Origin of the sequence: Oricola nitratireducens, assembly GCF_014904745.1 — a bacterium.
Classification (GTDB): domain Bacteria; phylum Pseudomonadota; class Alphaproteobacteria; order Rhizobiales; family Rhizobiaceae; genus Oricola; species Oricola nitratireducens.
This window is the reverse complement of sequence record NZ_JACZCS010000004.1, coordinates 32391-52303: the sequence shown is the minus strand read 5'-3', so window position 1 is coordinate 52303 and position 19913 is coordinate 32391. Positions and strand designations below refer to the sequence as shown.

At 64.5% G+C, this 19913-nt stretch carries 19 protein-coding genes; 11 read left to right on the top strand and 8 right to left on the bottom strand.

The genetic code is table 11. The features are described 5' to 3' along the window. Window positions 1-37: 37 nt before the first annotated feature. A complete protein-coding gene (locus IG169_RS03000; RefSeq protein ID WP_193174681.1) occupies window positions 38-565 on the top strand; it encodes a gamma-glutamylcyclotransferase in 528 nt (175 codons plus the stop codon). On the opposite strand, the gene IG169_RS02995 is transcribed toward IG169_RS03000, so the two are convergent. From IG169_RS02995 to ftsE, 4 genes are all read right to left on the bottom strand, one after another. After that, window positions 546-1316 carry a lysophospholipid acyltransferase family protein gene (locus tag IG169_RS02995; protein ID WP_246717101.1) on the bottom strand — a complete coding sequence of 257 codons (771 nt, stop codon included), beginning with the start codon at window positions 1314-1316 and terminating at the stop codon, window positions 546-548. The genes IG169_RS03000 and IG169_RS02995 overlap by 20 nt on opposite strands. Window positions 1317-1450: 134 nt before the next feature. Then, window positions 1451-2119: a YdcF family protein gene (locus IG169_RS02990; protein WP_246717089.1), complete on the bottom strand. Its 669-nt coding sequence runs from the start codon at window positions 2117-2119 to the stop codon at window positions 1451-1453. Window positions 2120-2274: 155 nt separating this feature from the next. Beyond that, window positions 2275-3312, bottom strand: a complete 1038-nt coding sequence (locus tag IG169_RS02985; RefSeq protein WP_246717088.1) for a cell division protein FtsX — start codon at window positions 3310-3312, stop codon at window positions 2275-2277. Beyond that, window positions 3305-3964, bottom strand: coding sequence for a cell division ATP-binding protein FtsE (gene ftsE, locus IG169_RS02980; protein ID WP_193174679.1), 660 nt, complete (start codon window positions 3962-3964; stop codon window positions 3305-3307). The genes IG169_RS02985 and ftsE overlap by 8 nt, the downstream gene beginning before the upstream one ends. Window positions 3965-4125: 161 nt before the next feature. Here ftsE and IG169_RS02975 point away from each other — a divergent pair, with 161 nt between their 5' ends. The 3 genes from IG169_RS02975 to IG169_RS02965 are packed head-to-tail and all read left to right on the top strand — an operon-like array spanning window position 4126 to window position 5607. Further along, window positions 4126-4689 (top strand): hypothetical protein, encoded by a 564-nt coding sequence (locus IG169_RS02975; RefSeq protein WP_193174678.1) that lies wholly within the window; start codon window positions 4126-4128, stop codon window positions 4687-4689. Window positions 4690-4693: 4 nt separating this feature from the next. Beyond that, window positions 4694-5242 carry a hypoxanthine phosphoribosyltransferase gene (gene hpt / locus IG169_RS02970; RefSeq protein WP_193174677.1) on the top strand — a complete coding sequence of 183 codons (549 nt, stop codon included), beginning with the start codon at window positions 4694-4696 and terminating at the stop codon, window positions 5240-5242. Further along, entirely contained in the window at window positions 5242-5607 is a 366-nt protein-coding gene (locus tag IG169_RS02965) for a response regulator (RefSeq protein WP_193174676.1), read from the top strand. Before hpt ends, IG169_RS02965 begins: the two co-directional genes overlap by 1 nt. A 3-nt stretch (window positions 5608-5610) precedes the next feature. Here the strand turns inward: IG169_RS02965 and IG169_RS02960 are convergent, their stop codons facing one another. The 4 genes from IG169_RS02960 to argH form a co-directional block, all read right to left on the bottom strand. Further along, window positions 5611-8172 carry a TIGR02302 family protein gene (locus IG169_RS02960; protein ID WP_193174675.1) on the bottom strand — a complete coding sequence of 854 codons (2562 nt, stop codon included), beginning with the start codon at window positions 8170-8172 and terminating at the stop codon, window positions 5611-5613. Window positions 8173-8279: 107 nt separating this feature from the next. After that, a complete protein-coding gene (gene lysA / locus IG169_RS02955) occupies window positions 8280-9545 on the bottom strand; it encodes a diaminopimelate decarboxylase (protein ID WP_193174674.1) in 1266 nt (421 codons plus the stop codon). A gap of 25 nt (window positions 9546-9570) precedes the next feature. After that, complete coding sequence (gene lptM / locus IG169_RS02950; protein ID WP_193174673.1) at window positions 9571-9747, bottom strand: LPS translocon maturation chaperone LptM; 177 nt, start codon at window positions 9745-9747, stop codon at window positions 9571-9573. 92 nt (window positions 9748-9839) lie between these two features. Next, on the bottom strand, window positions 9840-11252 hold the full coding sequence (gene argH / locus IG169_RS02945) for an argininosuccinate lyase (RefSeq protein WP_193174672.1): 1413 nt from the start codon (window positions 11250-11252) through the stop codon (window positions 9840-9842). On the opposite strand from argH, the gene tlpA reads away from it, so the two are divergent. From tlpA to IG169_RS02910, 7 genes are all read left to right on the top strand, one after another. Further along, window positions 11251-11964, top strand: a complete 714-nt coding sequence (gene tlpA / locus IG169_RS02940; RefSeq protein ID WP_193174671.1) for a thiol:disulfide interchange protein TlpA — start codon at window positions 11251-11253, stop codon at window positions 11962-11964. The two genes, argH and tlpA, sit on opposite strands and share 2 nt — an antisense overlap. A gap of 579 nt (window positions 11965-12543) precedes the next feature. Continuing rightward, on the top strand, window positions 12544-15627 hold the full coding sequence (locus IG169_RS02935) for a helicase-related protein (RefSeq protein ID WP_193174777.1): 3084 nt from the start codon (window positions 12544-12546) through the stop codon (window positions 15625-15627). Between the two features lie 12 nt (window positions 15628-15639). Then, on the top strand, window positions 15640-16026 hold the full coding sequence (locus IG169_RS02930; RefSeq protein ID WP_193174670.1) for an RNA-binding S4 domain-containing protein: 387 nt from the start codon (window positions 15640-15642) through the stop codon (window positions 16024-16026). Window positions 16027-16091: 65 nt separating this feature from the next. After that, a complete protein-coding gene (locus IG169_RS02925; protein ID WP_193174669.1) occupies window positions 16092-17423 on the top strand; it encodes a GH1 family beta-glucosidase in 1332 nt (443 codons plus the stop codon). A 152-nt stretch (window positions 17424-17575) separates the two neighbouring features. Then, a complete protein-coding gene (gene fdxA, locus IG169_RS02920; protein ID WP_193174668.1) occupies window positions 17576-17914 on the top strand; it encodes a ferredoxin FdxA in 339 nt (112 codons plus the stop codon). Window positions 17915-18269: 355 nt separating this feature from the next. After that, entirely contained in the window at window positions 18270-18851 is a 582-nt protein-coding gene (locus IG169_RS02915; protein ID WP_193174667.1) for a CarD family transcriptional regulator, read from the top strand. Between the two features lie 187 nt (window positions 18852-19038). Then, window positions 19039-19911, top strand: coding sequence for an RNA polymerase factor sigma-32 (locus IG169_RS02910; RefSeq protein ID WP_193174666.1), 873 nt, complete (start codon window positions 19039-19041; stop codon window positions 19909-19911). Window positions 19912-19913: the final 2 nt, after the last annotated feature.

Below are 19913 nucleotides of genomic sequence, written 5' to 3'. Positions count from 1 at the left end.
ATGCCCTTCGCCCCCGAATGTGGAAACAGTTTGCTCAATGGATGATTTCTGGGTTTTCGGCTACGCATCCCTGATGTGGAAGCCCGGTTTCGACTATGTCGAAAAGCGCCGCGCGCGTCTGCACGGCTATCACCGCAGCCTCTGCATCATCTCGCTGGAACACCGTGGCACGCCTGAACGGCCCGGCCTCGTCATGGGGCTCGACCGCGGCGGTTCCTGCGTCGGCGTCGCCTTCCGCGTGGCGGACGAAAACCGCGAGCCGGTGCTCGCCTATCTGCGCGAGCGCGAACTCGTCACCAATGTCTATCTGGAACATTCCGGCTCCGTCACGCTGGAGGGCAACGGCAGGGCCAGGGCGCTCGCCTATGTCGCCGACCGCGATCACGGCCAGTATGCCGGCAGGTTGAGCGTAGACGACGCGGTGGAACGCGTCTGCGGCGCTGTTGGCGGCATGGGGCCGAACGAGGACTATGTCATCAACACCGCCGACCATATCCGCACGCTCGGCATCCGCGACCACTGGCTCGAACATGTCGTCGCCGGGATCAGGAAGCGGAAGGGCTGACGGCTTTTTCCCGCAATTGCGCGAGCCGCTTTTTCGCCGTTTCCGGAAACGGCGGTGATGCCGGATTGTCGGCAAGTGCCAGCAATTGGCGATCGCATTCACCCTCGATGCGCCCGACCAGTTCGCGGCGGAATTCCTCGCGGCTGAGCCCCGGCTGGATCGGCTTGAGGATTTCCACCTCGATCCGCCCCGGATAGCGCAGGAACGACCGCCGCCGCCAGTAGAGCCCCGCATTGTGCGCGATCGGCACGACCGGGATATCGAGTTCCTCGTAGAGATTGACGATGCCCATCTTGTAGTTGGGCTCGGCGCCGGGCGGACGGCGCGTGCCCTCCGGATAGATCACGATCTGCCGCCCCTGCCCGACGGCGCGGCGCGCCCCGCGATTGACCGACGCGATCGCCTGGGTGCGATTGCCCCGGTCAATCGGGATCATGTCCATCTTCTTGATGTACCAGCCGAACAACGGGATCCACATCAATTGCCGCTTGAGGATGTAGACCGGGTCCGGCCACCACGGCAGGAAGGCGAAGGTGTCCCAGGCCGACTGGTGCTTTGGCGCGATGATGTAGCTGCCCTCGGGCAGGTTTTCCTTGCCCCGCACGACGTGGTCGGTGCCGACGATTACCTTCATCAGCCACAGATGCGTCTTCGCCCAGAACTTCGGCACGAACCAGGCGCGCTTGCGCGGCGCCAGGAAGAAGAATGGCGTGAACGCGATCATGTAAATGAGCGTGACCGCGTAGAACATGAAATTGAACAGGAGAGATCGAACCGCCAGCAACGCCGCACCCGGTAATTGAGAGAATTTGCCCTGAGGCCGCTGCCGAAAGGCGATACACGCCGCGCGCCAATAAGGCAAAGGCTTCGATCGCGTGAAAACCGTCAGTTCGGGGTCGAAAGCGCTGCCTTTTCCACCGCCGCCCGCGAACCGGATACCGGCGCCAGCACGGTTCGCACGCGCGCCGCGCTGTATTTCAGATATTCGCCGAACAACACGCGGTAGCGGCGGACCCATTCCTCGCTGCCGACCGCTTCGTTCTCGTCGCCGAAAACCGCGTGCGGGATCAGCGTCACGCCCTTCATCGCATGCCGCAATTCGAGCAGGCTGCGCGGCATGTGGTAATCATTGGTGACGACGATCAGCGAATGAAAGCCATGATCGGCGGCCCATTGCGCCGTTTCCGCCGCATTGCCGATCGTGTCGAGGGCATCGTGATCGATGTCGACGCAACAGGCGAACTGCGCCTCGTCCACCGCAAAGGTCTTCAGCAGCACCTTGCGCGAAGCGGAAGGATGCACGCCGCTGATCAACAGTCGCGCGCCCATGTCGTCGTTCAGAAGCCTGACCGCCTCGTCGACGCGGGCATGCCCGCCGGTCAGCACGACGATGGCGTCCGCGCGCTGGTCGGCCGGCGCCGACCGGTAATGAGCGACATTGACGAGGAACAGCAGGAAACCGCCGGCAAAGAACACGAGCGCGATCGCGGCCGCCGACGCCAAAAGGCGCGCCATCAGCCCGAAACGGCGCGCGCGCCCTCCCGGTTCCGTCATCGGAGTTTCGCCTTGAACTGCCGTGCCACCACGCCCCTCGGTGTCAAGCGCTTCGTACATGACGCAATGGTTAACCTCCAATTGCGGCGTGGCATAGGCGAAAATCCAGAGTATCGACCAGCGTTTCGGTACAAAATCGATTTGAACGCGACGATTCAGTCAAGCCGGCCCGGGTCCGCGCGCCTGTCATCGATGTCGTGCAACGCCCGCAACACCGTCACGCGGGTCGTCATCGCGGTCAACGCGCCCACCATCACGATCACCGCGATAACGCCGGCATAGGCGCCGTAACCGATCGAGAAATCGCCGAAAAACGCCGAGGCCTGCTCGCCTTCCGGCGTGATGATGTTGCGCGCCGACCACCAGCTGACGATGACGAAGACGACCGTCGCGGCCCCGCCGCCGGCGACACCGCCCCAGATGCCCGAAAACAGAAACCGCGTCTGAAACTGCCGCGCAATGAAGCCGGCCTCCGCGCCGACGAAATGCAGCACCTCGATGATCTCGTGATTGCCCGCCATCGCGCCGCGCGTCGCGAAGATCACTGTCAGAACCAGCGCCGACAGGACGAGCGCCAGCACGCAAAGCCCGATTACCGTCATCGTGCGCGCCATGCCGACCAGTCGGTCGACCCAGGTGCGGTGATCGTCGAGCGAAGCGTTCGGAATGGCGTCGTGGATCACCGTCCTCAACGCCGCGAAGTCCGGCGGATTGTCCTCGTCGATCGTCACGACGACGAGGCGCGGCACCGGCAATTCGTCGAGTCCGAGCCCGGAGCCCAGCCACGGTTCCAGAAGCTTGACCGTTTCCTCGCGGCTGATGACCCGCGCGCCGCGCACGCCGGGAAACTCCGAGGCGAGCACGCGCGCCTTTTCCAGCGCGGCATCCATGTCGAGATCGTCCGAGGGGCGGATCTGGACGGTCGCCTCGCGCGCGATCTGGCTTTGCCATGTGGATGCGCTCTTGTTGACGAGCGAAACCGCGCCGACCGTCACGCAGGCGAGAAACGACATGATCGCGATGACGAGGATAAGCGCTTGGCTGGCAACGCCGGATTTCGGTACGATCGGCGCAAGCGTACGCAGCCCCGGCAGGCGCTGCGCCGTCGCCGGCGGCACAGGACCGCCCTTCGCCGGATCGTCCCTTGCCGGGCCGGGCTGTTTTTTCGCGGCAATGGGTCCGGTCTCACTCATAGATTTCGAGCTGCCCCTGACTGAGAATCATCCGCCGTGCCTCGACCTGGTCCATCAGGCTGAGGTCGTGCGTGGCGATCACCACGGCGGTGCCGAGGCGGTTCAGTTCGAGGAAGAGGCGCAGCAGCCGGCGGGCCATCGGCGTGTCGACATTGCCCGTTGGCTCGTCGGCGAGCAGGATCTCCGGCTGGTCGATCAGCGCCCGCGCAATCGCCACGCGCTGCTTCTCGCCGCCCGACAGCACAGGCGGCAGCGCATGCACCCGCTCGCCGAGCCCGACCCATTTGAGCAGTTCGAGGACGTCGTGCTGGTAGGACGATTCCTCCTTGCCGCGCACCCTGAGCGGCAGACCGACATTCTCGTAGATCGTCATGTGGTCGAGCAGGCGGAAATCCTGGAAGACGACGCCGATGCGCCGGCGCAGCAACGGCAGTTCGGTGGGTTCGATGGTCGCCATGTCCTTGCCGAAGACGGTGATCAGGCCGCGCGTCGGCCTCAGCGACATGAACAACAGGCGCAGCAATGTCGTCTTGCCCGCGCCGGACGGACCGGTCAGGAACTGGAACGACTGCTTGGGGATATGGAACGAGACGTCGCGCAGGACTTCCGGCCCCATCCCGTAACGCAGCCCGACATTCTCGAATTTGATCAAGCGCCCCGTCCGAATCGCGAATAGTGCATATTCGAAGGATTAGAGCACTTGGCCACCGAATTGAACCGGCATGCGCGCCGACGGCCCCCGTAAAAACCTTCGATTAACCAAACCCGCGTAGACCCGAATCATGGCGGTTCCGCGTTTAAAGGAGCGCAATCGTGGCGCAGGACATTATTGATGCGGAATTCGAGACGGTCCGCCGCGACGGGGAAGTGCATCCGACACGGCTTGCGCGCGACCCGGCGCCCGCCCCTGCCCCGACCCGTGACGACCAGATCGGCATCCTGAAATCGGCCGCCCGCAAGAGCGTCCGTCCGGGCATGCGCGCCCACGCGCTCTATCTCGTCGCCGTGACACTCGCCGCCTTCGCCGCCTTCTACGTCTCCGGCGGATACGTGCTGTTCAGGACCGCCGAAGCCGCACCCGCCCTTGGCCGCCTCGCGCTGGAGGTCGCGCCCGCGCCGCAAGAGACCGGCATGCGCCAGAGGGCCGACGTCGTCACCGTCTCGGCGACGATCCGCAACGGCACGGCCAGCGAAAAACGCATTCCCGACGTGCTTTTAACCTTTTCGTCCGACAGCAGCACGAAAAACCTCGTCTACCGGGTCCCGCGCGGCGAAACGCTGCAACCCGGCAAAACCCTTGCCTTTACCGTGAGAATGCCCAAGAAACCGGGATACGCGCAGGCTCCCCGCCTGACATTCGACAACAGCGGAGTGTGACATCATGCCGGTCGTACGGGGCAAGCGGATAGAGGTTCTCTATTCCGCCTCCACCATTGCAGCGCGCAATCTCGAACTCGCCAAGGAAATCGCCGCGCGCGACTATCGCGACCTGCTCGTGATCTCGGTCCTGAAAGGCTCCTTCATCTTTTCCGCCGACCTGGTGCGCGCCATGCACGACGCCGGCATGGAGCCGGACGTGGAATTCATCATGCTGTCGACCTACGGCGCCGGCACGGAAGCCGGCGAGGTGAAGATCCTGCGCGATGTCGACAGCGATGTCAGCGACCGCGATATCCTGCTCGTCGACGACATTCTCGAATCCGGCCGCACGCTGACATTTGCCCGCGATCTGATGCTCGAACGCGGCGCCAGGAGCGTCGGCGTCGCCGTCCTGCTCGACAAGTCGATGCGCCGCCAGGCCGATACGCCGTTGCAGCCCGATTTCGTCGGCTTCGAATGCCCGGACCATTTCGTCGTCGGCTACGGCATGGATGTCGGCCACGCGTTCCGCGAACTTCCCTTCGTCGGCATCGTTGCCGGAGACGCGTGATGGCATCGATCCTGATCGTCGAGGACGATGATTCCGTCCGCGCCTTCACCGCGCGCGCCCTGCAGATCGACGGCCATGCCGTCGAGCAGGCCGACGACGGCGACACCGGGCTGGAAAAAGTCATCGCGAGCAATGGCGGCTACGACCTCGTCCTCTCCGATATCCGCATGCCGGCGATGGACGGCATCGCCATGGCGCGCGAGATCGCCAAGAATTTCCCCGATCAGAAGATCCTGCTGATGACCGGCTATGCCGAGCAGCGCGAACGCGCCCGCGATGTCGAAAAGATCATCGTCGACGTGGTGCAGAAGCCGTTCACGCTGGCCGAAATCCGCCAGGCCGTCTCGAAGGCGCTGGCGGCCTAAGCCTCAGTTCAGTTCCAGCAGCCGCTCGAGATAGTCCTTCTCGAGCTGCGGCGACAGCGCGTTGCCGAGACGTTTGCGGATCGCCTCGAGGATCTCGCGGGCGCGGCGGATGTCGATTTCGTCGGGGACCTTCACCGATTCGCCGAAATCCGGCCCGGCCGAACGCTGCGGCCGCCCGAGCGGATCGCGGTCGAGGCCGTTGCGGTTGCCGCCGGGCTGGGTCGCCCCGTTGCCGCCGTCCATCGCCTGCTGCATCTGCTGCATCATGTTGTCGGCGCCGCGCCTCAGCGCATCCATCGCCTCGCCCTGGCTGGAGAAGGCCTGATCGCCCTCGCCCTGTTCGAGCGCCTGTCCGGCCTCTCCCATCGAGCGCCCGGCGTCGCCGAATTCGTTGCCCGGATTGATGCCCATGCCGCGCAAGCCGTCCATGAACTGGTCGAGCCGGTCGCGCAGCCCCTGCTGGCCGGGCGCGAGCCCCTGCAGGCCCTGGCCACTGCCGTTTTGACCGAATTGCTGGCCGTTCTGACCGGGACCCTGCTGGCCCATCTGGCCTTGCTCGCCCTGCTGACCCGGACCCTGCTGCTGGCCTTGCTGACCGTCCTGGCCCTCGCCGCGGCGGTTCTGCCGATAGGTTTCGTTCATCAGTTCCTGCTGGCGGCGCAGGATTTCGCCGAGCTCGTTCATCTGCTGCTGGGCCTGGCTCTGCTGGTCGCCCTGCTGCATCCGGTGCTGGCCCATCTGCAGATTGTTCATCATGTCCTGTAGCTGCGACAGGAGATCCTGCGCCTGATTGCGCGCGCCGTTCTTGGCGAGTTCCTCGATCTTGTCGAGCATGTCCTGCAGATCCTGCATGTTCATCTGCTGCATGTTTTCCGACGGCATCTGCCGGGCGAGATCGGGATTGTTCTCCATCTGGCGGGCGAGTTCGCGCATATATTCCTGCATCGCGTCGCGCAGCTCGGACATCAATTGCTCGATTTCCTCGTCCGACGCGCCGTTTTCGAGCGCGTCCTTCAGCGCCTGCTGGGCCGCCTGCAGCCGCTTTTCCGCATCCGACAGGTTGCCGTCCTCGATCGTGCGCGCCAGCTCCCACATATAGTCGACGACGCCGCGCAACGCGTCGTCATTGCCCTCTGCTTCCCGAAGCCGGGCACGCGCCGTGATCAGGCCGAGAAAGTAGCTGGCGTTCTTGATCGTCTCTTCCGGGTAGAGCATCAGCGTGTCGAGAACGTCGACGATGTCGGGCGCCGCATTGGCGTCGAGCGCCAGGTTGCGCCGCTGCTCGATGATCGCGCGCGCAAGCGGATTGGCGAAGGGCCGGCCCGGCAGAACGAAGGTCTTCGTTTCGCTGCGCCCGGTCTGGCCGCGGTCGTCCTCGGCCTCCAGCGTCATCTTCACCCGCGCACCCGCCCAGGGATGCTCGCCGAGATCGCGCATCGTCTTGGCGGCGCCGTCCTCGGACGACCGGCGCGGCAGCGACAGCGGCACCTCCGGCGCTTCGTAGAGCGGATGTGCGCCCTCGTGCTGCTTGTCGGCAAGCGCCACGATGCCCCGCGCCTTGGCGACGCGGTAATCGTCGAGCGCATAGTATTCGACCGTCATCGTGCCGTTGGCGGCCCGGGTCGGGTCCTTGGCGAACGTGATCGTCGGCGCGTTGTCGGGCAAGACCGTGAACGACCAGTCGCGCAGTGTGTCGCCGTCGCCGGAAACCGCCAATTCGCCGGAACTGTCGAGCGTGACCTCGAACCGCCGCGACAGGGCCGCCTGCGGCTGGCCCTCGCCGGCGCTTGTGCTAAGCGGCGTTTCGGGCGCCGGCCAGGTGACGGTTTCGAGCCCGCTTCCCCCTGCAATGCGCACGACAGCGATACTGCCCTCCGGCACCGTGAAGTCCGTCTTTTGCGCATTCTGGTCCGAGGTCAGGAAGATCGGCGCGATACCGGTATAGGAAGGCGGCGTGATCCAGGCATCGATGCGCGGCGGCAACGCCTCCGTGGCGCTGTGGCTGCGGAACGCGTCGCCGAGGCGGCCGCCTGTGCTGCCGAAGGACCAGGCGAACGCGACGACGGCCAGCAGGGCGACGGCGGCACGCAGCGCATAGGGATCACGCGCGGGAATGTCCGTCTTGGCGCCGGCGCCGTGCAGCCCGTCGATCCGGCTGGCCATGCGGCGCTGGTGCTCGCGCCAGAGCGCAGCGGCGAACCTGTCGCCGGCGCCGGCGGAAAGCGTGTCGTCCTGCGCCGTGATCGGCGCGTGCGGAAGCGCGTTTTCGTTTTCGAGCCGCCGGTCGATCTCGTAGGGCGACGGCAGCCGCATGCTTCTCAGCGGCCACAGGCTCGCCAGCGCGGCAAGGCCGAGCCCGGCGGCGATCGCGATACGCGCCACGTCGCCGACTGCGCGGAAGACGCCGAACCAGGACAGGATCATGAAAAGAGCGACAACCCCTGCCAGCGGCAACAGCCGCGGCAGCAGCCGCTCGGCCACGATGGCGGCATAGGTCGCCGTCCGGGCAAGCCGGAGCCTGCGCGAAAGCGTATGCGGGGCGGAATGCTCGGTCTCGACTGCCATGCGCCTCATCTCTACATGCCCAGAAGGTAGCATTCTTCGTGGCAAAGACGAGGCGAAAATCGCCGGATACCGTTCACGGATATGTCAGCCGTTGGGGATAATCCCGCTCAGAACCAGTCGGGCACGCTGTCGAGCCCGATCAGATCCTCATAGGTCGGCCGCCGCCGGGCGACATGGAACCGGTCGCCCCGAACGATCACCTCCGGCACCAGCAGCCGCGAATTGTAGGTGCCCGCCTGAACCGCGCCATAGGCGCCGGCCGAGCCGAACACGAGCATGTCGCCCGCCTCGACGCGCGCCATGTCGCGGTCCTTGGCGAGAAAATCGCCCGATTCGCAGACCGGACCGACGATATCCGCGCGCATCCGCGCGCTGTCGGGACCCGCATCCTTCACGGGAAAGACCTCGTGCCAGGCGTCATAGAGCGTCGGTCGGATCAGGTCGTTCATCGCCGCGTCGACGATGACGAAATTTTTCTCGTCCGCTTGCTTCACATAGATCACCGAGGTGACGAGGATGCCGGCGTTTCCGGCGATCATGCGGCCGGGCTCGAACACGGCCGTGACGCCGAGCGGCCGGATATGCTTCTTGACGATCTCGCCATAGGCGGCCGGCAGCGGCGGCGGCGCATTGTCGTTTTTGTAGGGAATGCCGAGACCGCCGCCGAGATCGACGTGATCGATGGCGTGGCCGTCGGCGCGCAACTGCTCGACCAGTTCGGTCAGCAGCCTGAACGCGTCATCGAAGGGCTGCAGTTCGGTGATCTGGCTGCCGATATGCATATCGATGCCGGAGACGCGCAGGCCCGGCAGCTCGGCGGCGCGGCGATAGACATCGCGCGCCCGGAGCCAAGAAATGCCGAACTTGTCGCCCTTCTTGCCGGTCGAGATCTTGTGATGCGTCTTGGCATCGACGTCCGGATTGATGCGCAGCGACACTGGCGCGGTCCTGCCGGCAGCGGCGGCGCGCGCCGAAAGCAGTTCCAGTTCCGGCTCGGATTCGACGTTGAAGCAGTGGATATCCGCTGCGAGCGCGAAATCCATTTCCTGCGCGGTCTTGCCGACGCCGGAGAACAGGATCTTTTCCGGCGGGATGCCGGCAGCAAGCGCGCGCCGCAATTCGCCTTCCGAAACGACATCGGCGCCGGACCCGAGCTTCGCCAGCGTCGTCAGCACCGCCTGGTTGGAATTCGCCTTCATCGCGTAACAAACGAGCGCATCGATATCGGCGAAGGCCTCGGCGAAGACGCGGTAGTGCCGCTCCAGCGTCGCGGTGGAATAGCAATAGAACGGCGTGCCGACCGATGCGGCGATATCCGCCAGCGGCACGTCCTCGGCGTAGAGAACGCCGTCACGATAGTCGAAATGGTTCACCGGCTTGGCTCGCGTCAGGAAATCGTCAGATCAGCGGATCGAGGATGAAGGGCTTGTCTTCAGCCGGCGCACCCGGCTGTTTGGCCTTCTGGGCGGCCGCGGCAGCCGGGGGCAGTTCCGGATCGCCGGCACGGCCGCAGGCGGCGAGGCTCGTCGCGAGCGCCGCAAGGAGAAGAATGCGCTTGATCCCGGTAACACCCATCGTCGTCAACCTGTTCCGCTTCGACCCGCCACGCGGGCCGGAAATTTCCTAGCGCGGCAGCGCGCAAATGAACACCCCTGCCCGCGTGCCGTTCAGGCGAGTTTGGCGAGCTTCTTTTTCCAGGCACGGATCTGGCGGCGCACCTCCTGCGGCGCGGTGCCGCCATAGCTTTTCCGGCTCGCCGCCGATTTCTCGACTGTCAGCACGGAATAGACCGCATCGGTGATGCCCTCGTGGATCGAGCGCAGGTCGTCGAGCGACAGTTTTTCCAGCCCCTTGCCCTGGGCCTCCGCCATCGCGACGGCGCGGCCGGTGACGTGATGCGCTTCGCGGAACGGAATGCCCAGTTCGCGCACCAGCCAATCGGCAAGGTCGGTCGCCGTTGAATAGCCGGATCCTGCCGCCTTCCTCATCGCCCTGGTGTTGACGGTCATGTCGGAAACCATGCCGGTCATCGCGGCGATCGCCAGTTCCAGCGATTCGGCAGCGTCGAAGACGGCTTCCTTGTCTTCCTGCATGTCCTTCGAATAGGCGAGCGGCAGGCCCTTCATCACGGTCAGAAGCGCGACCAGGTTGCCGTTGATACGGCCGGTCTTGGCGCGCACCAGCTCGGCGGCGTCCGGGTTCTTCTTCTGCGGCATGATCGACGAGCCGGTCGAAAACGCGTCCGACAGCGTGACGAAGCCGAATTGCGGCGTCGACCAGATGACGATCTCCTCGGCCAGCCGCGACAGATGCGTGGCGCAGATCGAGGCAGCGGCCATGAATTCCAGCGCGAAATCGCGGTCGGAAACCGTGTCGATCGAGTTGCGCGTCGGCTCGGCGAAACCGAGCGCCTTCGCGGTCTGGTGCCGGTCGATGGCAAAGCCGGTTCCGGCCAGCGCCGCCGCGCCGAGCGGGCATTCGTTCATGCGGGCAAGGCAGTCGCGCATGCGCGAAAGGTCGCGGCCGAACATCTCGACATAGGCCATGCAGTGATGCCCGAAAGTGACCGGCTGCGCCGTCTGCAAGTGAGTAAAGCCCGGCATGACAGAACCGGCATGCTCCTCGGCGCGCGCCAGAAAGGCCTCGATCAGGCCCTTGAGGGCTGCGGCGGTCTTTTCCGCCTCCGCACGCACCCACATGCGGAAATCGAGCGCGACCTGGTCGTTGCGCGAGCGCGCCGTGTGCAGCCGTCCGGCCGCCGGACCGATCAGGTCGGAGAGCCGCGCCTCGATATTCATGTGGATGTCTTCCAGCTTGCGCGAAAAGACGAAGTCGCCCTTTTCGATCTCTGACCGGATCGTGTTCAATCCGTGAACGATCTTGTCCCGGTCGTCCTGCGAAATTATGTGACAGTCGGCAAGCATCGTGGCGTGGGCGATCGAGCCGTCGATATCCTGCGCGAAAAGTTTGCGATCGTAATCGATGGAGGCGTTGATTTCCTCCATGACCGCCGCCGGGCCGGACGCGAACCGCCCGCCCCACATCTGATTGGAGCCCTTGGTCTTGGTATCGTCGGACATGAAAGAACAAACCCCGGAAACGAATAGCGCCAGGACGGCGCGGAGCCGCCCGTCCATCGGAAAAATCGCGGCCATCGCGATTGGCCTCGGCGCCGTCGCCGGCGCCGCCGGGGTATACGCCACGGGCATGCTTTCTGGCAATGGCGGCTCGCTGGCCGGCGACACCTCGGGCGGACAATGCAAGGCCGCCATCGCCGAGGGCGAAAAGCTGAAGCCGTTGCTGACCGGCGAGATCGCCGGCATGGCCAACCGCACCCAGGCAAACAACCTCTCCGCGCTTGCCTTCAATGACGGCGACGGCAAGCCGCTCACACTGGCCGATACCGGCGGCAAGACACGCCTCGTCAATCTCTGGGCATCCTGGTGCGCGCCCTGCCGCGAGGAAATGCCAGCACTCGACAAGCTGCAGGCGGAAAAGGGCGGCGACGACTTCCAGGTGGTGGCGATATCCGTCGACGGCGGATCGGACGAAAAGCCGCGCAAGTTCTTCAACGAGATCGGCGTAAAAAACCTCTCCTTCTTTCACGACCCGACAATCGGCGCCTTCAACACGATGAAAAAGGAAGGCCTCGCCTTCGGATTGCCGGTCACCGTGCTGGTCGATTCGCAAAATTGCGTCATCGCCAACATGAACGGCCCGGCCGAGTGGGCGAGCCCCGATGCGCTACGGCTGATCGACGCCGCCATCGCCGGATCCGGCGGCAAAGGTTAACGTGGACGGTGCCTGCGGCACATTCCCCTACGCAATGAATCGCTAAAGTTGTGCTTGAATCGTCCCGGCAGGCGCTACATGTGGTGAGAACAAATCAGGAAACAGGTCGAAAAGCTGATTCGTCGCCGATTCGTTCCGCCTCGGTTCTGTTCGTTAACGAAATCTTGCCGAAGCGCTAACAGACATGGTTAACAGAGCATGAAGATAATCGAGAGAATTCAAACTGTTACCATGAGAGGCAATTCCGGCGAGCAGCCCGAACCCAACCGGTTAACGGAATCCGTTCTTTTGTTCCACAATAGCAATTGTGCGATTCAGGAACTGGTAGCAGTGACCATGCCAATCGCAACATCTGGTAGGGAACAAAGCTGCAACCTATGAGAGTCTCCGATTCGTCTCCGATTCGTTCCAGACTCGTTCTGGTTGTTAAGTTGTACAACCCTGGAGTGGTGGAGAGCCCGTAATTTCGCGTAATTTGCACCCTGTAATTGCTGAATCGGCGTGTTAAAGCCATGAAGGTCCCCTTCGCGGGCGATACCGCGCCGGAATCCCCCGGACTCGAACATCGTGACAGAGTCAATGCCCTCGGACATCTTTAGCGGCCACACGGTCAAGGCGGTGCTCGGACCGACCAATACCGGCAAGACCCATTATGCGATCGAGCGCATGGTTGCGCATTCGAGCGGCGTGATCGGCCTGCCGCTGCGCCTGCTGGCGCGCGAGGTCTACGGACGGGTCGCCGAGAAGGTCGGCGTCAGCCAGGTGGCGCTGGTTACCGGCGAGGAGAAGATCGTCCCGCCAAAGGCGCGCTTCCAGGTCTGCACCGTCGAGGCGATGCCGCCCGAGACCGATGCCGCCTTCGTCGCCATCGACGAGGTGCAGCTGGCCGGCGATCTCGAACGCGGTCACATCTTCACGGACCGCATTCTCAACGTGCGCGGCCGGGAGGAAACGCTGCTGCTTGGCGCCGGCACCATGGCCGGCATCCTGCGCCAGCTGCTGCCCGGCATCGACATCGTCAGCCGTCCGCGCATGTCGCAGCTTGTCTATGCCGGTTCGAAGAAGATCACCCGCTTGCCGCGCCGCTCGGCGATCGTCGCCTTCTCCGCCGACCAGGTCTACGCCATCGCCGAACTGATCCGCCGCCAGCGCGGCGGTGCGGCTGTCGTCATGGGCGCGCTGTCGCCGCGCACGCGCAACGCCCAGGTCGAGCTCTACCAGAGCGGCGACGTCGATTTCCTCGTCGCCACCGACGCCATCGGCATGGGGCTCAATCTCGATGTCGACCACGTCGCCTTCGCGCAGCTGCGCAAGTTCGACGGCTACACCTACCGCGACCTCAATCCCGCCGAGATGGGCCAGATCGCCGGCCGTGCCGGCCGCCACATCCGCGACGGCACGTTCGGCGTCTCCGGCCACGCCCTACCGCTCGGCGACGAGACCGTCGAGCGCATCGAAACGCATGAATTCGATTCCGTGAAAGTGCTGCAATGGCGGTCGCGCCAGCTCGATTTCTCGTCGATCGCCGATCTGCGCGCCTCGCTGGAAACGCCGCCGCAGATCCCCGGCCTGACCAAGGCCCTGCCGGCCATCGACCAGCGCGCGCTCGAATTCCTCGCCCGCGACGTTGCCGTCGCCGACATCTGCAAGGGGCGCGAGCAAGTCGCGCTTCTGTGGGACGCCTGCGTCCTGCCCGACTACCGCAAGATCGCGCCGGCCCAGCACGCCGACATCATTTCGCAGATCTTCTTTGACATCGTGCGCCGCGGCCATGTCGACGAGGACTACATGGCCGAGCAGGTTCTGCGCTCCGACCGCACCGACGGCGAGATCGACACATTGTCGGCGCGCATCGCCCAGATTCGCACCTGGACCTATGTCGCGAACCGGCCCGGATGGCTCGCGGACCCCCTGCATTGGCAGGAAAAGACGCGCGCAATCGAGGACAAGCTGTCCGATGCGCTGCATGATAGGTTGACGAAACGCTTTGTAGACCGCAGGACATCCGTGCTCATGAGGCGCCTGCGAGAGAACGTGACCATGGATGCAGAAATCAGCGCAACCGGCGATGTAACGGTTGAAGGCCACCATGTTGGCCAGTTGGACGGATTCCGCTTTTCCGCCGACAAATCCGCCGAGGGCGAGGACGCCAAGGCCGTCAAGGCCGCAGCGGCCAAGTCACTCGCGACCGAGTTCGAGGCACGTGCCGAGCGCTTCGCCGCGGCCGGCAACGCCGACTTCGCGCTCGGCATGGACGGCATACTGCGCTGGCTCGGCCAGCCCGTCGCGACCTTGGCCGCGTCGGAGGAATGGCTGAAGCCGCGCCTCATCCTGCTCGCCGACGAACAATTGACCGGGCCGGCCCGCGACAAGGTCGCCGCGCGCGCAGAGCGCTTCGTCGCCCATCATATCGAGACGCATCTCAAGCCCTTGGTCGATCTCGGCCGCGCCGACGAGCTTTCCGGCATCGCCCGAGGCATCGGTTTCCGCCTGATCGAGAATTACGGCATCGTCCCGCGCCGCGAGATCACCGACGAGATCAAGTCACTCGACCAGGACGGCCGCGCGGCGCTGCGCCGTTACGGCGCGCGCTTCGGTTTCTACCACATCTTCGTCCCGGCGCTGATCAAGCCGGCGCCAGCGGGCCTGCTGACGCTGCTCTGGGCGCTGCAGAACGACGGCAAGGACAAGCCCGGCTATGGCGACGTGGTGCATCTGCTTTCGACCGGACGCACCTCGCTTGTGCCGGACGCGAGCTTCGATGACGCCTTCTACAAGCTGGCCGGCTACCGGCACCTCGGTTCGCGCGCGGTGCGCGTCGACATCCTGGAACGCCTCGCCGACCTGATCCGCCCGGCGCTGCAATGGCGCGACGGCTCCGGCACGCTGCCCGACGGGGCCGTCGGCGGCGGACGCTTCTTCGTCACCCCCGCCATGATGTCGATCCTCGGCGCAACGGCGGAAGACATGGAAGCCGTGCTCGGCAGCCTCGGCTACCGCCACGACAAGGTCGAGCCGGCCGAATTCGAGGCAAAACTCGCGGCACTGAAGGAAGCCAGCGCTCCGGCGGCTGAAGCCCCCGCGGAAGCGCAGCCGCAGGCAGCTTTGGAAGAACAAGCAGCCGAGGCACCCGCGGAACCCCCGGAGGGCGAGGCGCCGGCGGCAGAGCCGGTGGCGGAAGTCGCCGAGACAGAGGCGGAACAGCCTACTCCCGCGCCGGAAGAGGCGACGGCGCCGGCTGCGCCCGAGCCGGCGGCGGAAGCAACGCCCGCACAGGCACCCGAAGAGCCAACTGCCGAACCGGCTGAAGCCGCGGAGCCCGCCGAGACGCCGGAACCGGAAGATGAAACCAAGCCCGTCATGGTCTGGTACCAGGTGCGCGGCGAGCGCAACCGGCGCGGCAACCGTCCGCAAGGTCAGCGCCAGGAAGGGCAACGGGGAGAAGGCCAGCGCCACGAAGGCGAGCAGCGCAACCGGAACAAGGGCGCACGCGGCAAGTTCCGCGGCAACAAGCGCGACGGCGACCAGCCGCACGGCAAGGGACCGGGCAAGGGCAAGGGCGAAGCCTTTGCCTCGTCGCGGCCGCCGCGCCGTGACAAGCCGCTCGATCCGGATTCGCCCTTCGCGAAGCTCGCGGCGCTGAAAGACCAGATGAAGAAATAGTGCCGGGGCAGGATGAGCGCTGACAGGCAGCGCATCGACAAGTGGCTGTTCTTCGCCCGCGTGGCGAAATCTCGAACGCTCGCCGCAAAACTCGCCCAGGGCGGGCATGTCCGCGTCAACGGCAACAAGATTTCCCAGGCAAGCCAGGAGATCAAACCGGGCGACGTCCTGACCGTGACGCTCGAGCGCCGGGTCATCGTCTATCGCGTGGTCGACTGCGGCACGCGCCGCGGACCGGCGACGGAAGCACGCATGCTCTACGAAGACATCTCGCCGCCGCCACTGCCGAAGGCCGACAACGCGCTCGACCGGATGGCCGGCAAGCGTGAGCCCGGCGCGGGCCGCCCCACCAAGAAGGAACGCCGCGCCCTCGACAAATTGACCGGCGAGGACGATTGACGCATGCCGCCTCGGCCGCGATAAGGCGACTGCAACGTTAAAGTCAGCTTCATGAGGCGGGTCAGATGAGCTTTTCCTTCCGGCGTACGGATTTCCCCGACGGCTTCCTGTTCGGCGCGGCGACCGCCGCCTACCAGATCGAGGGATCCTCCTTCGGCGACGCCGGCCCGTCGCACTGGGATACCTTCGCCGCGACGCCCGGAAACGTCGTCAACGCCGAAACCGGCGCGATCGCCTGCGACCACTATCACCGTTACGCCGAGGATCTCGACCTGATCCGCGCCGGCGGTTTCGACGCCTACCGCTTCTCGACCTCCTGGGCGCGGGTTATGCCGGACGGCAAATCCGTCAATGCCGAGGGCCTCGATTTCTACGACCGGCTCGCCGACGCGATCCTCGAACGCGGCCTGAAGCCCTATCTGACGCTCTATCATTGGGACCTGCCCGCCGCGCTGTCCGACCTCGGCGGCTGGCGCAACCGCGACGTTGCCTCCTGGTTCGCCGACTATGCCGGCATCGTCATGCGGCGGATCGGCGACCGCATGGCGGCGACCGCGACGATTAACGAGCCGTGGTGCGTTTCCTGGCTCAGCCATTTCTGGGGCATCCACGCGCCCGGCCTGCGCGACATCCGCGCCGCGGCGCGGTCGATGCATCACGTCCTGCTGGCCCATGCCCGCGCGCTCGAGGCGATGCGCGCGGCGGGTCATTCCAACCTCGGCATCGTCCTCAATTTCGAGCACGCCAATCCGGCCAGCGACCGGCCGGAAGACGTCGCCGCGGCGAAACGCTATGACGGCTTCTACAATCGCTGGTTCATCGAGGCGCTGACGCGAAAGTCGTATCCGCAGGAGATCCTGGAGGCGTTTGGTGACCATATGCCGCAGGGCTACCAGGACGATCTGCAGGCGATTGGCGCCCCGATCGACTGGCTTGGTGTCAATTACTACACCCGCACCAACGTCGCCCATGATCCGGCGAGCGCCTGGCCGTCGCTCAAATCCGTGCGCGGCCCGCTGCCCAAAACCGACATGGGCTGGGAGATCTACCCGGACGGCCTGCACGGCTTCCTGACGCGGCTTCACCGCGACTACACCAGTGACACGCCGATCATCGTCACCGAGAACGGCATGGCATGGGACGACCGCGTCGAAGGCGGCCGAGTCGACGATGCCGAGCGGATCGCCTATTTCGACACGCATCTGGCCGCCGTTCGCCGCGCCATCGCCGACGGCGCGCCGGTCAGGGGCTATTTCGGCTGGTCATTGCTCGACAATTACGAATGGTCGTTCGGCTACGGCAAGCGCTTCGGCATGGTTCATGTCGATTATGAGACCCAGAAGCGCACACCCAAGGCCTCTTTCGAGGCTTTCCGCCAGGCGATCGGCGGCAATTAGGCAGGAATTCCAATCATGGCGCGATTGACGCCAAATCCTTTCCCTCGCGCGCGTTTTTGCCCACTTGCACGCGTCCGGCAAAGCCGTTACCCATCCGCACCGGACCTCGCGGCCGCCAGCCGGCCGGTCATCGCTTACGCTGGAGCATGCCCGTGACCTATATCGTCACCGATAACTGCATTCGCTGCAAATACATGGATTGCGTGGAAGTCTGCCCCGTGGACTGCTTCTACGAAGGCGAAAACATGCTTGTCATCCATCCCGACGAGTGCATCGATTGCGGCGTCTGCGAGCCGGAATGCCCGGCCGACGCCATCCGCCCCGACACCGAACCGGGGCTGGAGCATTTCCTGCAGATCAACACGGAATATGCCGACAAGTGGCCGAACATCACGATCAAGCGTGATCCGCCGTCCGATGCCAAGGAAATGGACGGTGTGGAAGGAAAATACGAGAAATTCTTCTCGCCCGAACCCGGCCAGGGCGACTAGCCGGCAGACCGCCTCGCCCCACTTCCGCTTGAATTCCCGGATACAGGCCCCATATTACTTTCAGCAGGCTTGGCGTCGCGGACGCCACGGAGGCCTGTATTTTGTGCAACGCATTGAAAAACGCCGTTTTTTGTGATAGACATATAAAAATGTCATCACACGTCACGCTTTTGAGCTGTTTGACGCTCCCTCTATGAAGGAACGCAACGTAACCGGTAGTTAAACGGGCAGGTCTTCTTGACCTCATTCCGGCTCCCGGGAGCGTTGATCGCGTGTGTGTGGAATGGCGGACAACAGGCTCTGGTCCCCGATCCGGAATCGGCCGGCGGGCACCCAGACAGGGAGTAAGCAAAGTATGGCGGCTGCCTCTAAGAAAACGTCTCAACGGCAGGGATTCAAGACCAACGAGTTCATCGTGTATCCGGCCCATGGTGTTGGCCAGATTGCGACGATCGAGGAACAGGAAGTTGCGGGCCACAAGCTCGAACTGTTCGTGGTCGAGTTCCAGAAGGACAAGATGCGCCTGAAGGTTCCGGTGGCGAAAGCCATCTCCATCGGCATGCGCAAGCTGTCCGAGCCGGGTTTCGTTGAACGCGCGCTGAAGATCCTTCAGGGCCGCGCACGCATCAAGCGCACCATGTGGTCGCGCCGTGCTCAGGAATACGATGCCAAGATCAACTCCGGTGACCTGATTTCCATCGCCGAGGTCGTGCGTGACCTCTATCGCGCGGAAAACCAGCCGGAACAGTCCTATTCGGAACGCCAGCTCTATGAAGCGGCCCTCGACCGCATGGCCCGCGAGATCGCGGCCGTGAACAAGATCTCCGACACGGAAGCCGTTCGCCTGATCGAGAGCAATCTCAACAAGGGTCCGAAACGCGGCGCCAAGGCCGAGAACGACGAGGCCGAAACGGACGCGCAGGAAGAAGCTGCCTGATCGTTTCCGATCCGCTCACAAAATCGTGAAACCCGGCCCTTGCGGCCGGGTTTTTTGTTGCACTGGAAGGACTTGCGCCAACCGGCCGTTTCCGCGCGAAGAAAAATTCCACCCGGTCTGTAATCCGCACGCAACAAAAAGGCGTATTTTGGATTAACATTCAGGAGGCAACAATCGGGAGAACGGCATGAGTTCCGAACTTGCACGCAGAACGATGGTCAAGGCCGCAATGGCCGCGCCTTACCTGGAGCGCGAGGAGGAGCACGATCTTGCCGTCCTTTGGAAGGAAAAGCAGGATCAGGACGCCCTGCACAAGATCACGACCGCGCATATGCGCCTTGTCATCTCGATGGCCTCGAAGTTCCGCAATTTCGGTCTCCCGATCAACGACCTGATCCAGGAAGGCCATGTCGGCCTGCTCGAGGCGGCCGCCCGTTTCGAGCCTGAGCGCGAAGTGCGCTTCTCGACCTATGCGACCTGGTGGATCCGCGCCTCGATGCAGGACTACATCCTGCGCAACTGGTCGATCGTACGCGGCGGTACCTCGTCCGCCCAGAAGGCCCTGTTCTTCAATTTGCGCCGACTGCGCGCCCGCCTGTCGCAATCCGGCGCCGCCACCTCCGCGCCGGCCATGTATCGCCAGATTTCCGATGCGCTGGGCGTTTCCGAGAAGGACGTCGCGCTGATGGATTCGCGCCTGTCAGGCCCGGACACCTCACTCAGCGCACCCGTCTCCGACGAGGAAAGCGGCAGTGCCGCGCGCATGGATTTCCTCGTCGACGACCGTCCGCTGCAGGACGAGGTGGTCGAGGGCCTGATCGACGACCGCCGCCGCCACGACTGGCTGTACGGCGCACTCGACGTCCTCAACGACCGCGAACGGCTGATCATCACCCAGCGCCGCCTGTCCGAGGACGGTGCGACCCTCGAATCCCTCGGCAACGAACTCGGGATATCCAAGGAGCGGGTCCGCCAGATCGAGAACCGGGCGCTCGAAAAGCTGCGCGGCGCGCTGGTGCGCGGCAATCCGGACATGGCAGACCAGCAGCGTTACGCCTGATC

What these genes read in the sequence shown, in the direction of transcription:
- hpt (WP_193174677.1), top strand. Translation starts at nt 4,694, where the DNA reads ATGCCGGTCGTACGGGGCAAGCGGATAGAGGTTCTCTATTCCGCCTCC.
- IG169_RS02960 (WP_193174675.1), bottom strand. Translation starts at nt 8,172, where the DNA reads ATGGCAGTCGAGACCGAGCATTCCGCCCCGCATACGCTTTCGCGCAGG.
- IG169_RS02925 (WP_193174669.1), top strand. Translation starts at nt 16,092, where the DNA reads ATGAGCTTTTCCTTCCGGCGTACGGATTTCCCCGACGGCTTCCTGTTC.
- IG169_RS02910 (WP_193174666.1), top strand. Translation starts at nt 19,039, where the DNA reads ATGAGTTCCGAACTTGCACGCAGAACGATGGTCAAGGCCGCAATGGCC.
- IG169_RS02985 (WP_246717088.1), bottom strand. Translation starts at nt 3,312, where the DNA reads ATGAGTGAGACCGGACCCATTGCCGCGAAAAAACAGCCCGGCCCGGCA.
- IG169_RS03000 (WP_193174681.1), top strand. Translation starts at nt 38, where the DNA reads ATGGATGATTTCTGGGTTTTCGGCTACGCATCCCTGATGTGGAAGCCC.
- IG169_RS02935 (WP_193174777.1), top strand. Translation starts at nt 12,544, where the DNA reads ATGCCCTCGGACATCTTTAGCGGCCACACGGTCAAGGCGGTGCTCGGA.
- argH (WP_193174672.1), bottom strand. Translation starts at nt 11,252, where the DNA reads ATGTCCGACGATACCAAGACCAAGGGCTCCAATCAGATGTGGGGCGGG.
- IG169_RS02915 (WP_193174667.1), top strand. Translation starts at nt 18,270, where the DNA reads ATGGCGGCTGCCTCTAAGAAAACGTCTCAACGGCAGGGATTCAAGACC.
- IG169_RS02990 (WP_246717089.1), bottom strand. Translation starts at nt 2,119, where the DNA reads ATGACGGAACCGGGAGGGCGCGCGCGCCGTTTCGGGCTGATGGCGCGC.
- IG169_RS02995 (WP_246717101.1), bottom strand. Translation starts at nt 1,316, where the DNA reads ATGTTCTACGCGGTCACGCTCATTTACATGATCGCGTTCACGCCATTC.
- tlpA (WP_193174671.1), top strand. Translation starts at nt 11,251, where the DNA reads ATGAAAGAACAAACCCCGGAAACGAATAGCGCCAGGACGGCGCGGAGC.
- lptM (WP_193174673.1), bottom strand. Translation starts at nt 9,747, where the DNA reads ATGGGTGTTACCGGGATCAAGCGCATTCTTCTCCTTGCGGCGCTCGCG.
- IG169_RS02965 (WP_193174676.1), top strand. Translation starts at nt 5,242, where the DNA reads ATGGCATCGATCCTGATCGTCGAGGACGATGATTCCGTCCGCGCCTTC.
- IG169_RS02930 (WP_193174670.1), top strand. Translation starts at nt 15,640, where the DNA reads ATGAGCGCTGACAGGCAGCGCATCGACAAGTGGCTGTTCTTCGCCCGC.